The sequence below is a fragment of the Sphingobium sp. 15-1 genome (genome assembly GCF_013375535.1).
GTDB lineage: Bacteria > Pseudomonadota > Alphaproteobacteria > Sphingomonadales > Sphingomonadaceae > Sphingobium > Sphingobium aromaticivastans.
On the sequence record NZ_JABXJG010000001.1, the window covers coordinates 34,539 to 51,531 of the forward strand.

Sequence of the window (16,993 nt, forward strand, 5' to 3'; positions counted from 1 at the left end):
CCGCCGACAGGCAGCGCCGGACACGCCTTATTCCGCTGCCTGCGCGAAGCCGTCGCCGTCGTCCTCGACCTCGTCCATCGCGGCGAGTTCGACGTTGAGGCCCAGCGAGCGCATTTCCTTGACCAGCACGTTGAAGCTTTCGGGAATGCCGGCTTCGAACGTGTCGTCGCCCTTGACGATCGCTTCGTAGACCTTGGTACGGCCGACCACGTCGTCCGACTTCACCGTCAGCATTTCCTGCAAGGTATAGGCGGCACCGTAAGCCTGAAGCGCCCACACCTCCATTTCACCGAAGCGCTGGCCGCCGAACTGCGCCTTGCCGCCCAGCGGCTGCTGGGTGACGAGCGAGTAGGGGCCGATGGAACGGGCGTGGATCTTGTCGTCGACCAGGTGGTGCAGCTTCAGCATGTAGATGATGCCGACAGTCACCTTGCGGTCGAAACGGTCGCCGGTGCGGCCATCATACAGGTCGCTCTGACCCGATGAGTGCAGGCCCGCCAGCTCTAGCATCGCGGACACGTCCGCTTCGCGGGCGCCGTCGAACACCGGGGTCGCCATCGGCACGCCGCGCTGGAGATGCTGGGCGAGGTCGATGATCTGTTCGGCCGTGCGGCCGTTGATCTGGTCGGCATATTGCTCGCCATAGGTTTCCAGCAGGCGGGTCTTGACCGCATCCGGCATTTCGCCAGCCTGCGCGTTCGGATTGGCTTCGCGCCAATCTTCCAGCGCATGCTTGAGCTGCTGGCCGAGGCCACGCGCGGCCCAGCCGAGGTGCGTTTCGAAAATCTGACCGACGTTCATGCGCGACGGCACGCCCAGCGGGTTCAGCACGATGTCGACATGGGTGCCGTCTTCGAGGAACGGCATGTCCTCGATCGGCAGGATGCGCGAGATGACACCCTTGTTCCCGTGACGGCCGGCCATCTTGTCGCCCGGCTGGAGCTTGCGCTTCACCGCGACGAAAACCTTGACCATCTTGAGCACGCCCGGCGGCAGCTCGTCGCCGCGCTGGAGCTTGTCGACGCGGTCCTCGAACTTCTCGACGATCAGCTTCACCGCTTCGTCATACTGCGCCTTGACGGCTTCGATGCCGGCCTGGCGGACGTCGTCCGCGACCGCGAACTTCCACCATTCATGACGCTCGACTTCGCTCAGCAAAGCTTCGTCGATCTCGACGCCCTTGCGCACGCCCTTGGGCGCGGCCGTGGCGGTCTGACCCAGCAGCATTTCCTGAAGGCGGTTGAAGGTCGCGCGGTTGAGGATGGCGCGTTCGTCCTCGCGGTCCTTGGCGAGACGGTCGATTTCCTCCCGCTCGATGGCCATGGCGCGCTCGTCCTTGTCGATGCCGTGGCGGTTGAAGACGCGCACTTCCACGACCGTACCGGCAACGCCCGGCGGCAGACGCAGCGAGGTGTCGCGCACGTCGCTCGCCTTTTCACCGAAGATGGCGCGGAGCAGCTTTTCTTCCGGGGTCATCGGGGATTCACCCTTGGGGGTGATCTTGCCGACCAATATGTCGCCCGGCTCCACTTCGGCGCCGATGTAAACGATGCCCGCCTCGTCGAGGTTGCGCAGCGCTTCTTCACCGACGTTCGGAATGTCGCGGGTGATGTCTTCCGGCCCCAGCTTGGTGTCGCGGGCCATGACCTCAAACTCCTCGATATGGATCGAGGTGAAGACGTCATCCTTCACGATCCGCTCGGAGATCAGGATGGAGTCTTCATAGTTGTAGCCGTTCCAGGGCATGAACGCGACCAGCGTATTGCGGCCCAGCGCCAGCTCGCCAAACTCGGTAGACGGGCCGTCTGCGATGACATCGCCGCCTTCGATCAGGTCGCCCACCTTCACCAGCGGACGCTGGTTGATGCAGGTGTCCTGGTTGGAGCGCTGGAACTTCTGGAGCGTGTAGATGTCGACGCCCGACTGGCCCGGCGCGATGTCGCCGGTGGCGCGGATGACGATACGGGTCGCGTCCACCTGATCGACGATGCCCGGACGCTTGGCGGCGATGGCGGCGCCGGAGTCCCGCGCAACCGTACCTTCCATGCCGGTGCCGACGAACGGCGCCTCGGCATTGACCAGCGGCACGGCCTGACGCTGCATGTTCGATCCCATGAGCGCGCGGTTGGCGTCGTCATTTTCCAGGAATGGAATGAGCGAGGCCGCGACCGAGACGAGCTGCTTGGGGCTGACGTCCATCAGGGTGATGTGGTCCTTGGGGGCCATCAGGAATTCGCCCGCCTCACGCGCGGAGATCAGGTCTTCGGCCAGCGTGCCCTCTTCGGTCAGCTCGGCGTTCGCCTGCGCGATGGTGTGCTTGGCTTCTTCCATCGCGGACAGATAGACGACCTCGTTGGTCACCTTGCCGTCGATCACCTTGCGGTACGGCGTCTCGATGAAGCCGTACTTGTTGACGCGGCTAAAGGTGGCCAGCGAGTTGATCAGACCGATGTTCGGGCCTTCGGGCGTTTCAATCGGGCAGATGCGGCCATAATGGGTCGGGTGAACGTCGCGGACTTCAAAGCCTGCGCGCTCACGGGTCAGACCGCCTGGCCCGAGCGCCGAAACGCGGCGCTTGTGGGTGACTTCCGACAGCGGGTTGGTCTGGTCCATGAACTGCGAAAGCTGCGAGCTGCCGAAGAACTCGCGCACCGCGGCCACGGCCGGCTTCGCGTTGATGAGGTCGTTCGGCATCACGGTCGACACGTCGACGGACGACATGCGCTCCTTGACGGCGCGCTCCATGCGCAGCAGGCCGACGCGATACTGGTTTTCCAGCAGCTCGCCCACCGAACGCACGCGGCGGTTGCCGAGATTGTCGATATCGTCGATCTCACCCTTGCCGTCCTTCAGGTTCACCAGTTCCTTGACCACGGCGAGGATGTCCTCGACGCGCAGGGTGGTGACGGTGTCCTCGGCATCGAGGTCGAGGCGCATGTTGAGCTTCACGCGGCCCACGGCCGAGAGGTCATAGCGCTCCGGATCGAAGAACAGGCCCGCGAACAGCGCTTCGGCGGTTTCCTTCGTCGGCGGTTCGCCGGGGCGCATCACGCGGTAGATGTCGGCCAGCGCCTGGTCGCGTTCCTCGGCCTTGTCGGCCTTGAGCGTGTTGCGGATCCACGGGCCCGTGGTGACATGGTCGATGTCGAGCAGTTCGAGACGGTCGATGCCCGCCTTGTCCAGCTTTTCGAGGTTTTCCGGCGACACTTCGTCACCAGCCTCGATGTAGATTTCGCCGGTGCTCTCATTGATGAGGTCGTAGGCGCTGTAGCGGCCATAGACTTCCTCGGTCGGGATCAGCAGCGTCTCAAGCCCGTCCTTCTCCGCCTTGTTGGCGGCGCGGGGCGAAATCTTGTGACCGGCGGCGAACACGACTTCGCCCGACTTGGCGTCGACGATGTCGAAGGCGGGCTTCTGGCCGCGCCACGCTTCGGTGACATAGGGAATCTGCCAGCCGCCTTCGCCGCGGACGAACGTCACCTTGTTGTAAAAATAGCCGAGCATGTCCTCGGGCGTCAGGCCCAGCGCATAGAGCAGCGCCGTGACCGGCAGTTTGCGCTTGCGGTCGATGCGGACGTTGACGATGTCCTTGGCGTCGAATTCGAAGTCGAGCCACGAACCACGGTAAGGGATGACGCGGGCGGCGAACAGATATTTGCCCGACGAGTGGGTCTTGCCACGGTCATGGTCGAACAGCACGCCCGGCGAGCGGTGCATCTGCGACACGATGACGCGCTCGGTTCCGTTGACGATGAAGGTGCCGTTCTGGGTCATGAGCGGCATGTCGCCCATGTAGACGTCCTGCTCCTTGATGTCCAAGACGGAGCGGGTTTCGGTGTCCTGGTCCACCTCGAACACGATCAGGCGCAGCGTGACGCGCATCGGCGCCGCATAGGTGATGCCGCGCTGACGGCATTCCTCGACGTCGTATTTCGGGTCTTCCAGCTCGTAATGGACGAAGTCCATTTCCGCCGTGCCCGCGAAGTCGCGGATCGGGAAGACCGAGCGCAGGGTCTTTTCCAGGCCGGAAACATAGCCGATCGACGGATCGGAACGCAGGAACTGCTCATAGCTCTCCCGCTGGACCTCGATCAGGTTCGGCATCTGCACCACTTCGTGGATGTCACCGAACACCTTCCTGATGCGCTTCTTCGCGCCGGTATTGCTGATCGTGGGGAGAGCTTTGGTCGCCATTGCGTATCCTGCCTGTTTGTTCGTCGCATTTTTTCGCATCGCAGCGAAAATTCAGCCTGGCATGTCGATTTCGGGGGTGATTCGCCCTTCTATCGCCACGCAAAAAAGTGCGGGCCGGGACTGTCCGATCCGCACTGTCAGCATGTTGTAACCCGCCGTTTTCGCCCCATTCCGCCGGCTTCGCGCGCTAATCGAAGCCGGTCCCCGGGCGATCCGGGGGACGGTTCCCACCCTGCCCTGGGGCATGGCGCGAACCGGATTTGAAGAACCCATATAGACCCCGCCCCTTGCTTTGTGAAGAGGGGAGGATGTCTGATCCAGTTTAGTTGCCGGGGTAAGTCGTTGCTGTAGAGAGATGGAATGATTCTCTCCGGCATTCAACTCCTTCCGACCATGGCGCGCCTGGCATGGGGATTGGGCATGAGGGAGCGGGCGTGAAAGGGTGGGCGCGCCTGTGCTGGCTGTCCGCGCTGGCGATGGCGGGGCCTGCCTTTGGTCAGGATGAGGATGAATCCCAGGGCCAGTTGGCGGGTCACAGGATCGTCTTCGTCACGGCCCGGCGGGTGGCCGAAGCGCAGGACAAGGTGCCGATCAGCCTGGTTCGCCTCGACCGAAACGATCTGGAGCGGCGCGGCATCGACACGCTGGCCGACCTGGCCGGGGCGGTGCCCAATCTGACCATGCCGACGGTTGGCGCTTTCGGGGCGCGGCAGCCTGTCATGCGCGGCGTCTTTTCCCCCATCGGGGCGTCCACGGTGGGCCTTTACGTCGACGATGTGCCGGTGCAGATCCGGTCGCTGGAGGTGGCGGGCAATCCTGACCTGCGCCGGTTCGACCTGGAGCGGGTGGAGGTGCTGCGCGGGCCGCAGGGGACGCTGTTCGGCGCGGATTCCATGGGGGGGACGATCCGCACCCTGACCCGCCAGCCGCAACTGCAAGGCCTGGAGGCGCGGGCCAGCGGCGAGGCGGCGGTGGTGAGGGGCGGCGGCCTTACCCGCGAGGTGCAGGCGGCGCTGGGCGGCGCGATCGTCCCGGACCGGATCGGCGCGCGGGTGAGCGGCTATTATCGCCGGGATGCGGGCGTGATCGACCGGTTCGATCCCGCTTCCGGGGCGTTGCTGACGAAGAATGCCGATCATGGCGAGGCGCTGGGCCTGCGCCTGGCGGCCAAGCTGGCGCCGGGCGAGCATCTGGAACTGACGCCCTCCCTTTTTTACCAGAGGACCGATCGAGGCGACCTGCCTTTCTACGAAAGTGACCTCGGGCCTTTCCGCCAGTCCGCGACCTTGCGCCAGCCGGGGCGCGACCGCTTCCTGCTGCCGAGCCTGACGGCGCGGCTGGACCTGAGCGGCGCCACGCTGACCAGCGTCACCGCCTGGCTGGATCGCCGGAACCGCCAGATCGTCGATTATTCGGGCTTTTTCGGGGAGATCGTGCTGGGCGGCGCGGTGCCCGGCATCCGCACGCCGGGCGGCAGTTATAGCCGCACCATGGTGGACCAGCGCAATTTCACGCAGGAAGTGCGGATCGTTTCGGATAGGGAAGGGTCGGTCCGCTGGCTGATCGGCGGCTTTTACGGCCAGTCGCGCATCGTCATGGAACAGCGGGTGGTGGAACCGGGCATCGCGGACCTCGCCCAATCGCAGCTTGGTCTGTCGATCGAGGAGATTTTCGGCCTGCCGCTGCTGCGGGGCGGCCAGAGCTATCATAGCCGCCAGCAGATAAGGGAACGCACGCTGGCCGCCTTCGGCCAGGCGACCTGGGCGCCCGCGCCCCGCTGGGAGGTGACGGCGGGACTGCGCGTGTCGCGCAATCCGCTGACCTTCCGCCTGATGTCGGAGGGGCCGTTCGCGGGCGGCAGCAACGCCGTCGGTCCCCGGCGACAGACCGGCACGCCCGTCACCCCGCATGCCAGCCTGTCCTGGCGTCCGGGCGGCGACAGTCTGATCTATCTGAGCGCGAGCAAGGGTTTCCGCAGCGGCGGCACCAATGGGGCGGTGCCGACGGGCAGTTGCGCCGCAGATCTGTCCGCGCTGGGGCGCGCCGCCGCGCCGGACAGCTATGGTTCGGATTCGCTCTGGAGCTATGAGGCGGGGGTGAAGGCGGAGTTTCCGCGGCGTGGGCTCCATCTCTCCGTGGCGGCCTTCCGCATCGACTGGCGCCGCATCCAGCAGTCGATCACCTTGCCCAATTGCGGCTTTTCCTATGTCGATAATCTCGGTTCGGCGCGCAACCAGGGGGTGGAGCTGGCGGTGCGGGCGGAGCCTTTGCGCCGGCTGACGCTGGATCTGGCGCTGGGCTATGTCGATGCGCGGTTCCGGCGGAATGTCGGACCGGGCGGGGCGGGTAGCATCGTCGCCGCGGGAGACCGGGTACCCTACGTGCCGCGCTGGTCGGGGACGCTGGCCGCCGATTATGGCTTTGCGCTGCCGGGCCGGCTCGACGGATTCGTCCGGTCGGAATGGCGGTATGCGGGCCATTATCGCCGCGCGCCTTCGATGCAATCGGTCGCCTATGATCCCCGCGTCTATGCGGGGGATGGGAGCGACCTGCTGTTCCTGCGCGTCGGGCTGGGCCGGGACGGATGGCAATTGTCCGCCTTTGCCGACAATCTGCTGGACAGCCGGGCGGTCCTCTACCGCAATGCGGAACTGGTGCCGGTTACCGGATCGCCGCTGCGCGAAATGGCGCAGCGCCCGCGCACCATCGGCCTGTCAGCCAGCATCGGCCTTTGACGGGCGCACCAGCGCGATGACCGGCGCGGCGGCCAGCGCCAGCGCGGCATAGACCAGGACGGGCAGGCCATAGCCGCCGCCCGCCGCCCGCATCTGGTCGGTCCAGAGCGGCGCCAGCGCGCCGAGCAGGCTGATGATCGCGGTATTGAGGCCGAGCAGCCGGGGAAAAGCCTCCGCCTCCACCGCATCGGCCAGCAGCATCGATCCGGACTGGCCAGGCAGCGCGCTCGCCACGCCCCACAGCAGGACGAACAGCCAGACGCCGGTCATGTCCATGGCGCGGACTCCCAGCAGCGCGGCCGTCCCCGCCGCCAGCAGCAGCGCGGTTGCGATCAGGCTGCGCCGGGGGCCGATGCGGTCGGCCAGCATGCCGCCCATCAACAGCGCGGGCAGGCCCAGCAGATTGGCGCTGCTATAGGCAAGGACCGCACTGGATTGCGTCAATCCCTGCGCCATCAAACTGTCCACCGCCGCGAACAGCACGCCGTTGATCGCAAGCTGTAACAGCGTCATCGCCAGGACGATCCGGCAGAAATTAGCGCTGCGCAGGGCGGCTCCCGTCGCGTGCGGTCCGGCTGCCGTCCGGCCGCTGTCGATCCGTCCGCCGGGCACCAGCAGGACCAACGGCGGACAGGCGAGCGCTATGACTGCGGCGCAGAGCAGCATGGCCGGGCGCCAGGACCAGAGCGCCATGGCCGATCCGACGAAGGGCGGCACCACCGCGCCCGCCACGACGGCGGCGCCCAGGAAGACCGCCAGCGCCATGCCGCGCCGCGCCGCATGACGCCGGGTGATGACGGCGATGCCGGGCACGATGGTGGATGCCCCGACGCCCAGGCCCGACAGCGCGAGGGCGGCGGTCAGCGCGATCCGGTCCTGCGCCAGCGCGGCAAGGCCATATCCGGCGGCGCTGAGCGCGATGCCCGCCAGCAGGACCGACCGGGCGCCGACCCGGCCCAGCGCCCAGCCGACCGCCAGGCTGGCCAGGCTCATCGCCAGCAGGAAGGCCGTGGCCGCGCCGCCCGCCCGTCCCCCGAAATCGGGCGCAAGGCCGGGCAGAAGCACGCCCAGCGACATCAGCGTGCAGCCCTGGATCAGCAGGGTGATCGCGGACAATGCGACGACCGGAGGCCAGGGGTTTCGCGCACCGCCATCTGCGGAAACCGGGGGAAGGGGGAAGAGGCGGCGGAGCACGATAGCAGCAATATCCGTTTTTTCAGCGATTTGAATGGGCTGATGTCCGATTTGTGCAATGCGGCAAGTGGAAGCTGCGTATATTCCCCCTGACGCCGGATGGCGTGGGGAGTAAGGACAGCTTGTGATCCGGACGGAGGAAATCTACGACGCGGCGACCGATGACGCGCTGTTCGAGCGGTTGGCCTCCACCTTGGCCGAAGCGGTCGGCGCCCGATCGGGCGTTCTGCATTGGGGGCGGGCGCCCCAGCATGTCGCGGAAATCTCCTATTCCGGCTATTTTTCCGACGCGCAAATGGCCCTTTACGATCAGGAATTCCAGGACGACGATATTTGGGGCGTGGCGCTCGACCGGGCCGAAGCGATCAATCGCCTCTGGAATATCGAAGCGTTCGTGCCGAGCAAGGCCTATGAAGGCAGCCGGATCTATAATGAGTGGATCAGGGGCATGGGCGACGACACCTTCCGCTGCCTGGGCGGGGTGATCCAGAAGGATGGGACGACCGGCCATATCGGCCTGCATCGCGGGCGCGCGCAAAAGCCCTTCAGCGAGCGCGAGGTGCGGGCGATGCAGGACAGTATCGATCATATCGGCCGCATGTTCGCGATCCGCAGCAAGCTGGACCGCGCCCATCATTATGGCCGGTCGCTGCACGCGACGCTCGACATGGTGGGCCATGCCGTCTTCACCTTGCGTCCCAATGGCGTGCTGATCGACTGCAACCGCCCGGCGGACGCGCTGCTGCGGCGGGCCGACGCGCTGACCCTGCGCCAGCGGCAATTGAAGGCGCGGGAGCCGCGTGACGACGAAGCCTTGCAGACCGCGCTGAGGGCGGCGGCGGCGCGGCAGGGCGGTCAGGCGAGCGCGATCTTCATCCATCGCGAACAGGGTCTGCCCTATGTGCTGTCGATCGCTTCGGTGCGGGTCGGCATGGAGCGGCAGATCGTCGCGATCGCGACCGATCCGGCCGACCGGGATCTCAGCCTCACCAGCCGTATCCGCGCGCTTTACGGCCTGACCCGGGCGGAGGCGGAGGTGGCCGAAGCGCTCTGCGCCGGGCGCGGGCTGGAGGAGCTGTCGCAGGAACGCGGGGTGGCGCTCAATACGGTGCGCACGCAGATCAAGAATATCTATGTGAAGCTGGATTGCAGCCGCCAGTCCGAACTGGTCGCCCGCATCGGCGCGCTGCCGCGCCTGAGCAGGTTCGACGAGGAATAGCCCTTCCTCTTACGGCTTGACCGGCGGGACCATGACCTGGGGCGGGGTTGTGGGCGGCGCGATCTTCACCACCTCGAACCGTTCCTTGCGCCGGACGCCCGCCAGTTCCGGCGCGGCGGCGGCTGGCGGCGCCGTGGCTGTGGCCGCCGGAACCCGCTGGCGCATGCATTCGTCCTTATTGCCCCTTGGCGTCAGGATGCAGTTCCACAGCGACCGCTGCAAACCCGTCGCGCTGTTGTGGATATAGGCGAAGGCCATGCTTTCCATCTGATCGCCCGACAGGGGCAGGCCGGCCGGCGCGGTGCCGGTCCGCCAGGCCATGATCCGGCATTCCGGCCGGCCGGCGCAGAAGGTCTGCGACAGCATCGGCCAACTGTCGGGCGAAGCGGCGCGGCCCAGTTCGACGAGGAAGCTCTTCGCCCCCGGCGCGATGGCGATCAGCCGCACGCCCGCCATCATCCGGCCCACGGATTCCGTCCCGATCATCTGTTGGGGCAGGGCCGCGAGATCCACGACCGTGCCGCCGGCCGGAACCGGCATCCCTGCGGCTCCATCCGGCCCGCCCTGATGCACGGCGGACAGGCGGGCGATGCGCTCGACCAGCGGTTCGCCGTTCTCCCCCATGCGGCGGAAGGCGGGCGGCGTCCCCCACCAGCCCTTCCAGCGGAAGAAGAGATGGGTGCCGACCGCGCCGATCTTGTCCAGGCTGTCGCTCCAATAGGGGACGACCCAGTCGGTGTGATAATGGGTGGCATAGCCGACCGGCTTGTAGACCTTGCCCGCCAGCGCCGATTTCGCGATGTCCCGCGCCCTTTCCCACGCCGCCTGGGTCGGGGTGCGGGCGAGCGCGCCATCGCAGGTGAAGGTGAACTGGCACCCGGTCGCGCGTTCCTGCCCCTGGAAGACGACGCCGCAGACCGTCTTGGGAAAGGCGGGATGCCGCACGCGGTTCAGCACCACCTGTGCGACCGCCCGCTCGCCCACGGCATCGTCGCCCGCTTCATAGATTTGCGCCGCCGCCAGACAATCCGTGGCGCGGGCGAGGTCGATCTGCGAGCCTGAGAAGATGAACGGCCGGGCCGCCGGATTGGGCAGGCGGGAAATGGGGATGCCCGCGTTGAACGCCCGGGCCTGATCGCGGTCCAGCGCGTAGAGCTGGACCGGCGCGACCGCCGGGGGCGGGGTGGTTGGGCGCTTGAACCGGGCGGCGGCGACCGCCTCCAGACGCGGCTTGCCTTGCGGCACCCGCGTCTCCCACGCGGCGACAAAAGCGGGCAGGCCGACGAACAGCATCAGCCAGAGCAGCCACATCGAACGATGCGGCTGGCCGGTGGAGGTGGCGTCGGTCATGCCCGGTCCGGCTCTTGCCCGTTTCTGGCCTTATTCGGGCAGGAAATCGGGCACCGACAGATAGCGTTCGCCGGTGTCATAGTTGAAACCCAGAACGCGGCTGCCCGCCGGGAGTTCCGGCAGCTTCTGATGGATGGCCGCCAGCGTCGCGCCGGATGAGATGCCGACCAGCACGCCTTCCTCCCGGGCAGCGCGGCGAGCAAACTCCTTGGCGTCGGCGGGATCGACCTGAATCACGCCGTCCAGCAACTGGGTGTGGAGGTTCGCGGGGATGAAGCCCGCGCCAATGCCCTGGATCGGGTGCGGGCCGGGCTGGCCGCCGCTGATGACATGGGACAGGGTGGGCTCGACCGCATAGACCTTCAGATGGGGCCAGAGCTGCTTAAGCACCTGCGCCACGCCGGTGATATGGCCGCCGGTGCCGACGCCGGTGATCAGCGCGTCGATCGGGCTGTCCGCAAAGTCGACGGCGATTTCCTGCGCGGTGGTGCGGACATGGACGTCGATATTCGCCGGATTCTCGAACTGCTGCGGCATCCAGCTATTGGGCGTCTGCTCGACCAGCTCCAATGCGCGCTCGATCGCGCCCTTCATGCCCTTTTCCCGCGGTGTCAGATCGAAGCTGGCGCCATAGGCCAGCATCAGGCGCCGCCGCTCCAGGCTCATGCTCTCGGGCATGACCAGGATCAGCTTGTACCCCTTGACCGCCGCGACCATGGCCAGGCCGACGCCGGTATTGCCGGACGTCGGCTCGATGATGGTGCCGCCGGGTTTCAGGTCGCCGGACGCTTCGGCGGCCTCGATCATGGAGAGGGCGATTCGGTCCTTGATCGACCCGCCGGGATTGGACCGTTCGGACTTGATCCACACTTCGGCGTCACCGAACAGCCGGTTGACGCGAATATGCGGCGTATTGCCGATGGTTTCCAAAATGCTGGATGCCTTCATTGCGCTTTCTCCTGCATGGGCTCGGCCGCCCTTGTTTCGGGTGGGTCGAAAGTACGGGCAAGGCGGAGTTCTGGAAAGAGCCGTGCCCAGATAAGGGTTATCATAATGGCGCCGATGCCGCCGCCGATCACCGCCGCGACCGGGCCGACGAGCGCGGCGAGGAAGCCGGATTCCGCCTCGCCCAGTTCGTTGGAGGCGGAAATGGTGAGCTGCGACAGGCTGGACACCCGGCCGCGCATCTCGTCCGGCGTATGGAGCTGGATCAGCGACTGGCGGACATAGACCGACACCATGTCGGCCGATCCCAGCAGGACCAGCGCCGCGATGCCCACTTCCGGCGCGATGCGGCGCGGCAGGAAGGCGGTGGAGCCAAAGATGATCGTGGCGATGCCGAACAGGACGACCGCGCCCAGCATCTTGAGCCCGACCTCCGTCTTCATCGGTCGGAAGGAGAAGAAGAGCGCGGTAAGGCCCGCGCCGACGCCCGGCGACGCGGCGAGATGGCCGAGGCCCGCCGATCCCACGTGCAATATGTCGCGGGCATAGACCGGCAGCAGCGCCGTCGCCCCCGCCAGCAGCACCGCGAACAGGTCGAGCGTGATGGTCGCCAGGACCAACCGGTTGGTGCGGACATAGGTGAGGCCGTCGATCATCTGGCGCACTGGATGGCGGCTGGTGTCGCGGGGCGGCTGGGGCACCGGGCCGATCAGCATCATGCAGAGCAGGGCGACGGCGAACAGGCCCGACGCCAGCGCATAGGCGCCCCAGGGCTGCATGGCATAGGCATAGCCGCCCAGCGCCGGGCCGGCGATCATGCCCGTCTGCCAGACGACGCTGGAAATGGCGATGGCGTTGGGCAGCACTTCACGCGGCACCAGATTGGGGGCGAGCGCGCTATAGGCCGGGCCGTTGAAGGCGCGGGCGATGCCGACGACGGCGGCGATGCCGAAGATCAGCGGCAGGCTGACCCGGCCTTCATAGGTGGCGAAGGCCAAAGCTCCCGACGCCAGCATCATCAGCAGCAGGGTGAAGCGGGTGATCATGCGGCGGTCGAAATGGTCGGCCACCCAGCCGGTCACTGGGGTCAGGAAGAAGAGGGGCAGGAATTGCGCCAGGCCGATGAGGCCGAGCTGGGCGGAGGCGGCGCCCGTGCTCATCGTTTCGCGGGCGACATTATAGGCCTGCCACGCGAGCACGATCATCATGCTGTACTGCGCCAGCACCGCCGTGAACCGCCCCAGCAGATAGGCCCGGAAATTGCCGAAGCGCAGGGGATGGTGGGGAACGGAGGGGCTATGCATGGCCCCTCCTTAGCGCCTGCACAACGACTCTCGCAACCGCGCCGGTAGAGAAAAGGGACAGCAATATTTGGGGTGGGGAAGGTGTGGCTTTAGGTGGGATTGGGGGAGTTCTTTAGCCATTCGTCATGCTGAACTTGTTTCAGCATCCATTCCTCCCCACGAGATGCGGCCTGTGGGGCACGATGGATGCTGAAACAAGTTCAGCATGACGGTTTTCCGATGGGTAAGCTTTTCGTCTCGAGTTGAGTTGAACCCTACCGATCCGGCTGCAACATGATCCCGCTCACAGATCCATTCCGCACAGAACAGACGAAAGGCACCGACCGCCGGTCGCCAAAGGGGCCGACTTCGCCTTCCACCTCCCAGCCGGTGGACATGGTGCTGGCGGCGATCCTTCCCAGGATTTTCGCGCCCGGTCCCGCCTCTTCCCGCACCTTGGCGGCGCAGACGTTGCGGGCCGCCGTGGCGCTATGGATCGGGCCATAGCCGGGCGAGGCATAGGGCTGACGCTTGGCATCGCGCTCGGCCTGACGGTCGCGGGCGATGTCGCTGGCGATGGCGGCGTCGGCGGCGCGGTGCAGGTCGCGATAATCCTGTGCATGAACGGGAATGGCGAGCGCCAGACCCAAGGTGCATATGCCCCCAATGCAGATGATCATCTTCCGCATGACGTTCCTCCCGCGCTTATTTGAACAGGCTGCCCAATATGCCCCGCACCAGTTGTCCCGCGATTCCGCCGGAGCTTTTGCGGCTGGACCCGCCGAACACCGCGCGGCCCAGCTCATTGGCGACCTGACGGCCGACCGATGAGGCGGCGGAACGGGTCGCGGACTGGATCGCCTTGTCGATGCCGGATGGCCTGGCGGCGTCGCGGGCCGCCGCGGCGTCCTGCCGGGCCTGTTCCTTGAGTTGCGCCTCGCGCTGCTTGGCCTCGATCTTGGCCTGGGCGGCGGCGGCCTTGTCGGCTTCGGCCTGCGCCTTGGACGCCTGGGCGGCGGCAGCGGCGGCCTGACCGCGCGCGGCCAGAATCTCCTCGGCGGATTCGCGATCCACCGTTGCATCATATTTGCCCGCGCAGGGGGAGATGGACTGGATGATCGCCCGCTCCTTGGCATCGACCGGACCGAGGCGTGAGCGGGGCGGGGCGATCAGCGTGCGCTGGACGATGCCGGGCGAACCATCCTCCTGCAACAGCGATACCAGCGCCTCGCCCACCTTGAGTTCGATGATCGCGGTTTCGACGTTCAGGTCCGGATTGACGCGGAAGGTCTCCGCCGCCGCCTTGATCGCCTTCTGGTCGCGGGGCGTGAAGGCGCGCAGCGCGTGCTGGACGCGGTTGCCAAGCTGGCCTGCCACATCCTCCGGAATGTCGATCGGGTTCTGCGTCACGAAATAGACGCCCACACCCTTGGAGCGGATCAGGCGCACGACCTGCTCGATCTTGTCGGTCAACGCCTTGGGCGCGTCGTCGAACAGCAGATGCGCCTCGTCGAAGAAGAAGACGAGCACCGGCTTGTCCGGGTCGCCTACTTCGGGGAGCGTCTCGAACAGTTCTGAGAGCAGCCAGAGCAGGAAGGTGGCGTAGAGCTTGGGGCTCTGCATCAGCTTGTCGGCGGCCAGCACGTTGACATAGCCGCGCCCCTTGTCGTCGAGCTTCAGCATGTCGTGAATGTCGAGCGCGGGTTCACCGAAGAAATGCGCGCCGCCCTGGCTTTCGAGCTGGAGCAACTGGCGCTGGATCGCACCGACGCTGGCCTTGGTCACATTGCCATATTGGGCGGACAGACTGTCGGCATTTTCCGCGCAATAGGCCAGCATCGCCTGCAAGTCGCCCAGATCGAGCAGCAGCAGCCCTTCCTCATCGGCATATTTGAAGGCGATCGAAAGGACGCCCTCCTGCGTCTCGTTCAGATCCATCAGCCGCGACAGCAGCAGCGGCCCCATTTCGCTGACGGTGGTGCGGATCGGATGACCCTGCTCGCCATACAAGTCCCAGAAGATGGCGGGATTGTCGGCATAGCTGTAATGTTCGAGGCCGATTTCCTTGGCGCGGGCGACCAGCTTGTCGGCATTTTTGGCGGTGGGGGAGCCGGCCATGGAAATGCCCGCCAGGTCGCCCTTCACATCCGCAAGGAAGACGGGGACGCCGAGCGCGGAGAAGCTTTCGGCAATGCCCTGGAGCGTCACGGTCTTGCCAGTGCCGGTCGCGCCCGCGATCAGGCCGTGGCGATTGGCCCTGCGCAGGTTCAGCGTCTGGGGGATGCCGCCATCCTTGTCCGGCGCGCCAAGGCCGATGAAAATGCCGTCGCTCATCTCGCGTCATGCTCCCTCAATGCTGCGGGCCGCGCCCGCCGGAGTCTGCCGCCATCGTTGTAGATGGGAGACAGGGCTTCCGGCAAGCGCGGCCCATAACGATCGGCTTTATTTCAGCCTTTTATTTGTCGCGCAGCCGCACGGGCAGGAATACGGCGGGCTGGCCGCGGCGTAGCACTTGCAGAAGGATTGCACTGCGGCCCTGCGCCGACACTGCCTTCACCTGCGCGTCCAGTTCCGCCTGGGTGGCGACCGGACGATTGTTGGCGGTGATGATCACGTCGCCACGGCGCAGACCCTTGGCGCCCGCATCGGTCGAACCATCCACCGCCGTGATCACGATGCCGCGCGTGTCGGCTGCAATGCCGAGCTGGCGGATGATGGTCGAGGTCAGCGGGATGGCGGAAATGCCGAGGGACTGCTGCGTCGCCTGACCACTGCTGGACTGGTCGTCCTGCTGCTGCTGGCTGAAATCGTCATCCTGCTGCTGGGCGAAGGCGTTCAGTTCGTCCTCGGAAGGACGCTCCCCGACTATGGCGGTCACCGTCTGGCGCTGGCCGTTGCGCAGCAGCACGATGGGGACGCGGCCGCCGATGGGTTGGTTGGCGACGATGGACGAGAGATTCTGGTCCGGCGTCACTTCCTGGCCCGCCACGCTGACGATCACGTCGCCTGCCTTGATCCCAGCCTTGTCGGCGCCCTTGCCGGGCTCGACGCCCTGGACGAACTCGCCGCGATTCTTGGCAAGGCCGAGCGAATCGGCCAGATCCTCGCCCAGCGGGCTGATCTGGATGCCGAGATAACCGCGCTTGACGGCCTGACCCTTGCGCAGCGTGTCCACGATCGGCGCGGCCTGTTCCGACGGGATGGCGAAGCCGATGCCGACATTGCCGCCCGAAGGCGAGAGGATCTGGCTGTTGATGCCGATCACATTGCCGCGCATGTCGAACATCGGGCCGCCGCTATTGCCCTGGTTGATCGACGCGTCGGTCTGGATGAACTTGTCGTAGGTGCCGCCGGTGCCGCGATGCACGGCGGAGATGATGCCCGCCGTCACCGTGCCCGACAGGGCGAAGGGATTGCCGATGGCGATCACCCAGTCGCCCACGCGCGCCTTGGTGCTGTCACCGAACTTCACGAAGGGCAGGGCTTTTTTCGGCTCGATCTTCAGCACGGCGATGTCGGTCGCGGGGTCGCGGCCGATCAGCTTCGCCGGATATTCCTCGCGGTTGGTCAGCGTGACGGTGATCGAGTCCACCGACGCGCCTTCCGCGCCCGCCGACACCACATGGTTGTTGGTGACGATATAGCCGTCGGCCGAGATGATGAAGCCCGATCCCAGCGACTGGGCTTGGCGGGTCTGGGGCTTGCCGCCCTGCTGCCCCTGGCCGAAGAGGTCGCCAAAGGGGGTTCCGGCGAAGGGATTCTGCACCTGCACCCGCTGGCGGGTCGAGATGTTGACGACGGCGGGCTGCAGCTTTTCGACCATGTCGGCCAGGCTGGCCGGGGCGCCGGCGGGCGCGGCGGCCTGCATGCCTTCATTCTGGGCGACTTGCGCGCCGACATTGGAGCTGGTCGTGACGGCGATGGCGGTGCCGCCGAGCAGCAGGGCGCCGGTAATGGCATAAGCGTAACGCACTCGTGACGGTCCTCTCATGAACTGGGCGAAGGAAAGGCGGGACTCTGCGAAGAGAGCGGGATGCGCCGCCTTGCCTTAACCGACTTTGAATGGCGCTGGT

Annotated in this window: 10 protein-coding genes; 2 read left to right on the forward strand and 8 right to left on the reverse strand. The window is 66.3% G+C overall.

The window, feature by feature from the left end; genetic code table 11:
* Window positions 1–27 precede the first annotated feature (27 nt).
* The gene (gene rpoB / locus HUK72_RS00160) at window positions 28–4,194 is read right to left on the reverse strand and encodes a DNA-directed RNA polymerase subunit beta (RefSeq protein WP_176594977.1); all 4,167 of its coding nucleotides are present in this window, start codon (window positions 4,192–4,194) and stop codon (window positions 28–30) included.
* A 434-nt stretch (window positions 4,195–4,628) separates the two neighbouring features.
* Here rpoB and HUK72_RS00165 point away from each other — a divergent pair, with 434 nt between their 5' ends.
* Window positions 4,629–6,929: a TonB-dependent receptor domain-containing protein gene (locus HUK72_RS00165; protein WP_336950454.1), complete on the forward strand. Its 2,301-nt coding sequence runs from the start codon at window positions 4,629–4,631 to the stop codon at window positions 6,927–6,929.
* Here HUK72_RS00165 and HUK72_RS00170 read toward each other — a convergent pair.
* On the reverse strand, window positions 6,909–8,123 hold the full coding sequence (locus HUK72_RS00170; protein WP_176594978.1) for an MFS transporter: 1,215 nt from the start codon (window positions 8,121–8,123) through the stop codon (window positions 6,909–6,911). The genes HUK72_RS00165 and HUK72_RS00170 overlap by 21 nt on opposite strands.
* Before the next feature lie 124 nt (window positions 8,124–8,247).
* Here HUK72_RS00170 and HUK72_RS00175 point away from each other — a divergent pair, with 124 nt between their 5' ends.
* Window positions 8,248–9,342: a helix-turn-helix transcriptional regulator gene (locus tag HUK72_RS00175; RefSeq protein WP_176594979.1), complete on the forward strand. Its 1,095-nt coding sequence runs from the start codon at window positions 8,248–8,250 to the stop codon at window positions 9,340–9,342.
* A 9-nt stretch (window positions 9,343–9,351) separates the two neighbouring features.
* Here the strand turns inward: HUK72_RS00175 and HUK72_RS00180 are convergent, their stop codons facing one another.
* From HUK72_RS00180 to HUK72_RS00205, 6 genes are all read right to left on the reverse strand, one after another.
* Entirely contained in the window at window positions 9,352–10,692 is a 1,341-nt protein-coding gene (locus HUK72_RS00180; RefSeq protein ID WP_176594980.1) for a cell wall hydrolase, read from the reverse strand.
* 30 nt (window positions 10,693–10,722) lie between these two features.
* Window positions 10,723–11,640, reverse strand: a complete 918-nt coding sequence (gene cysK, locus HUK72_RS00185; RefSeq protein ID WP_176594981.1) for a cysteine synthase A — start codon at window positions 11,638–11,640, stop codon at window positions 10,723–10,725.
* Entirely contained in the window at window positions 11,637–12,941 is a 1,305-nt protein-coding gene (locus tag HUK72_RS00190; RefSeq protein ID WP_176594982.1) for an MFS transporter, read from the reverse strand. Before HUK72_RS00190 ends, cysK begins: the two co-directional genes overlap by 4 nt.
* A gap of 254 nt (window positions 12,942–13,195) precedes the next feature.
* Window positions 13,196–13,609, reverse strand: a complete 414-nt coding sequence (locus tag HUK72_RS00195) for a hypothetical protein (RefSeq protein ID WP_176594983.1) — start codon at window positions 13,607–13,609, stop codon at window positions 13,196–13,198.
* A 16-nt stretch (window positions 13,610–13,625) separates the two neighbouring features.
* Window positions 13,626–15,254 (reverse strand): helicase HerA-like domain-containing protein, encoded by a 1,629-nt coding sequence (locus HUK72_RS00200; RefSeq protein WP_176594984.1) that lies wholly within the window; start codon window positions 15,252–15,254, stop codon window positions 13,626–13,628.
* 121 nt (window positions 15,255–15,375) lie between these two features.
* Complete coding sequence (locus HUK72_RS00205) at window positions 15,376–16,893, reverse strand: Do family serine endopeptidase (protein ID WP_176594985.1); 1,518 nt, start codon at window positions 16,891–16,893, stop codon at window positions 15,376–15,378.
* Window positions 16,894–16,993: the final 100 nt, after the last annotated feature.

What these genes read in the sequence shown, in the direction of transcription:
- HUK72_RS00195 (WP_176594983.1), bottom strand. Translation starts at nt 13,609, where the DNA reads ATGCGGAAGATGATCATCTGCATTGGGGGCATATGCACCTTGGGTCTG.
- cysK (WP_176594981.1), bottom strand. Translation starts at nt 11,640, where the DNA reads ATGAAGGCATCCAGCATTTTGGAAACCATCGGCAATACGCCGCATATT.
- HUK72_RS00180 (WP_176594980.1), bottom strand. Translation starts at nt 10,692, where the DNA reads ATGACCGACGCCACCTCCACCGGCCAGCCGCATCGTTCGATGTGGCTG.
- HUK72_RS00200 (WP_176594984.1), bottom strand. Translation starts at nt 15,254, where the DNA reads ATGAGCGACGGCATTTTCATCGGCCTTGGCGCGCCGGACAAGGATGGC.
- rpoB (WP_176594977.1), bottom strand. Translation starts at nt 4,194, where the DNA reads ATGGCGACCAAAGCTCTCCCCACGATCAGCAATACCGGCGCGAAGAAG.
- HUK72_RS00190 (WP_176594982.1), bottom strand. Translation starts at nt 12,941, where the DNA reads ATGCATAGCCCCTCCGTTCCCCACCATCCCCTGCGCTTCGGCAATTTC.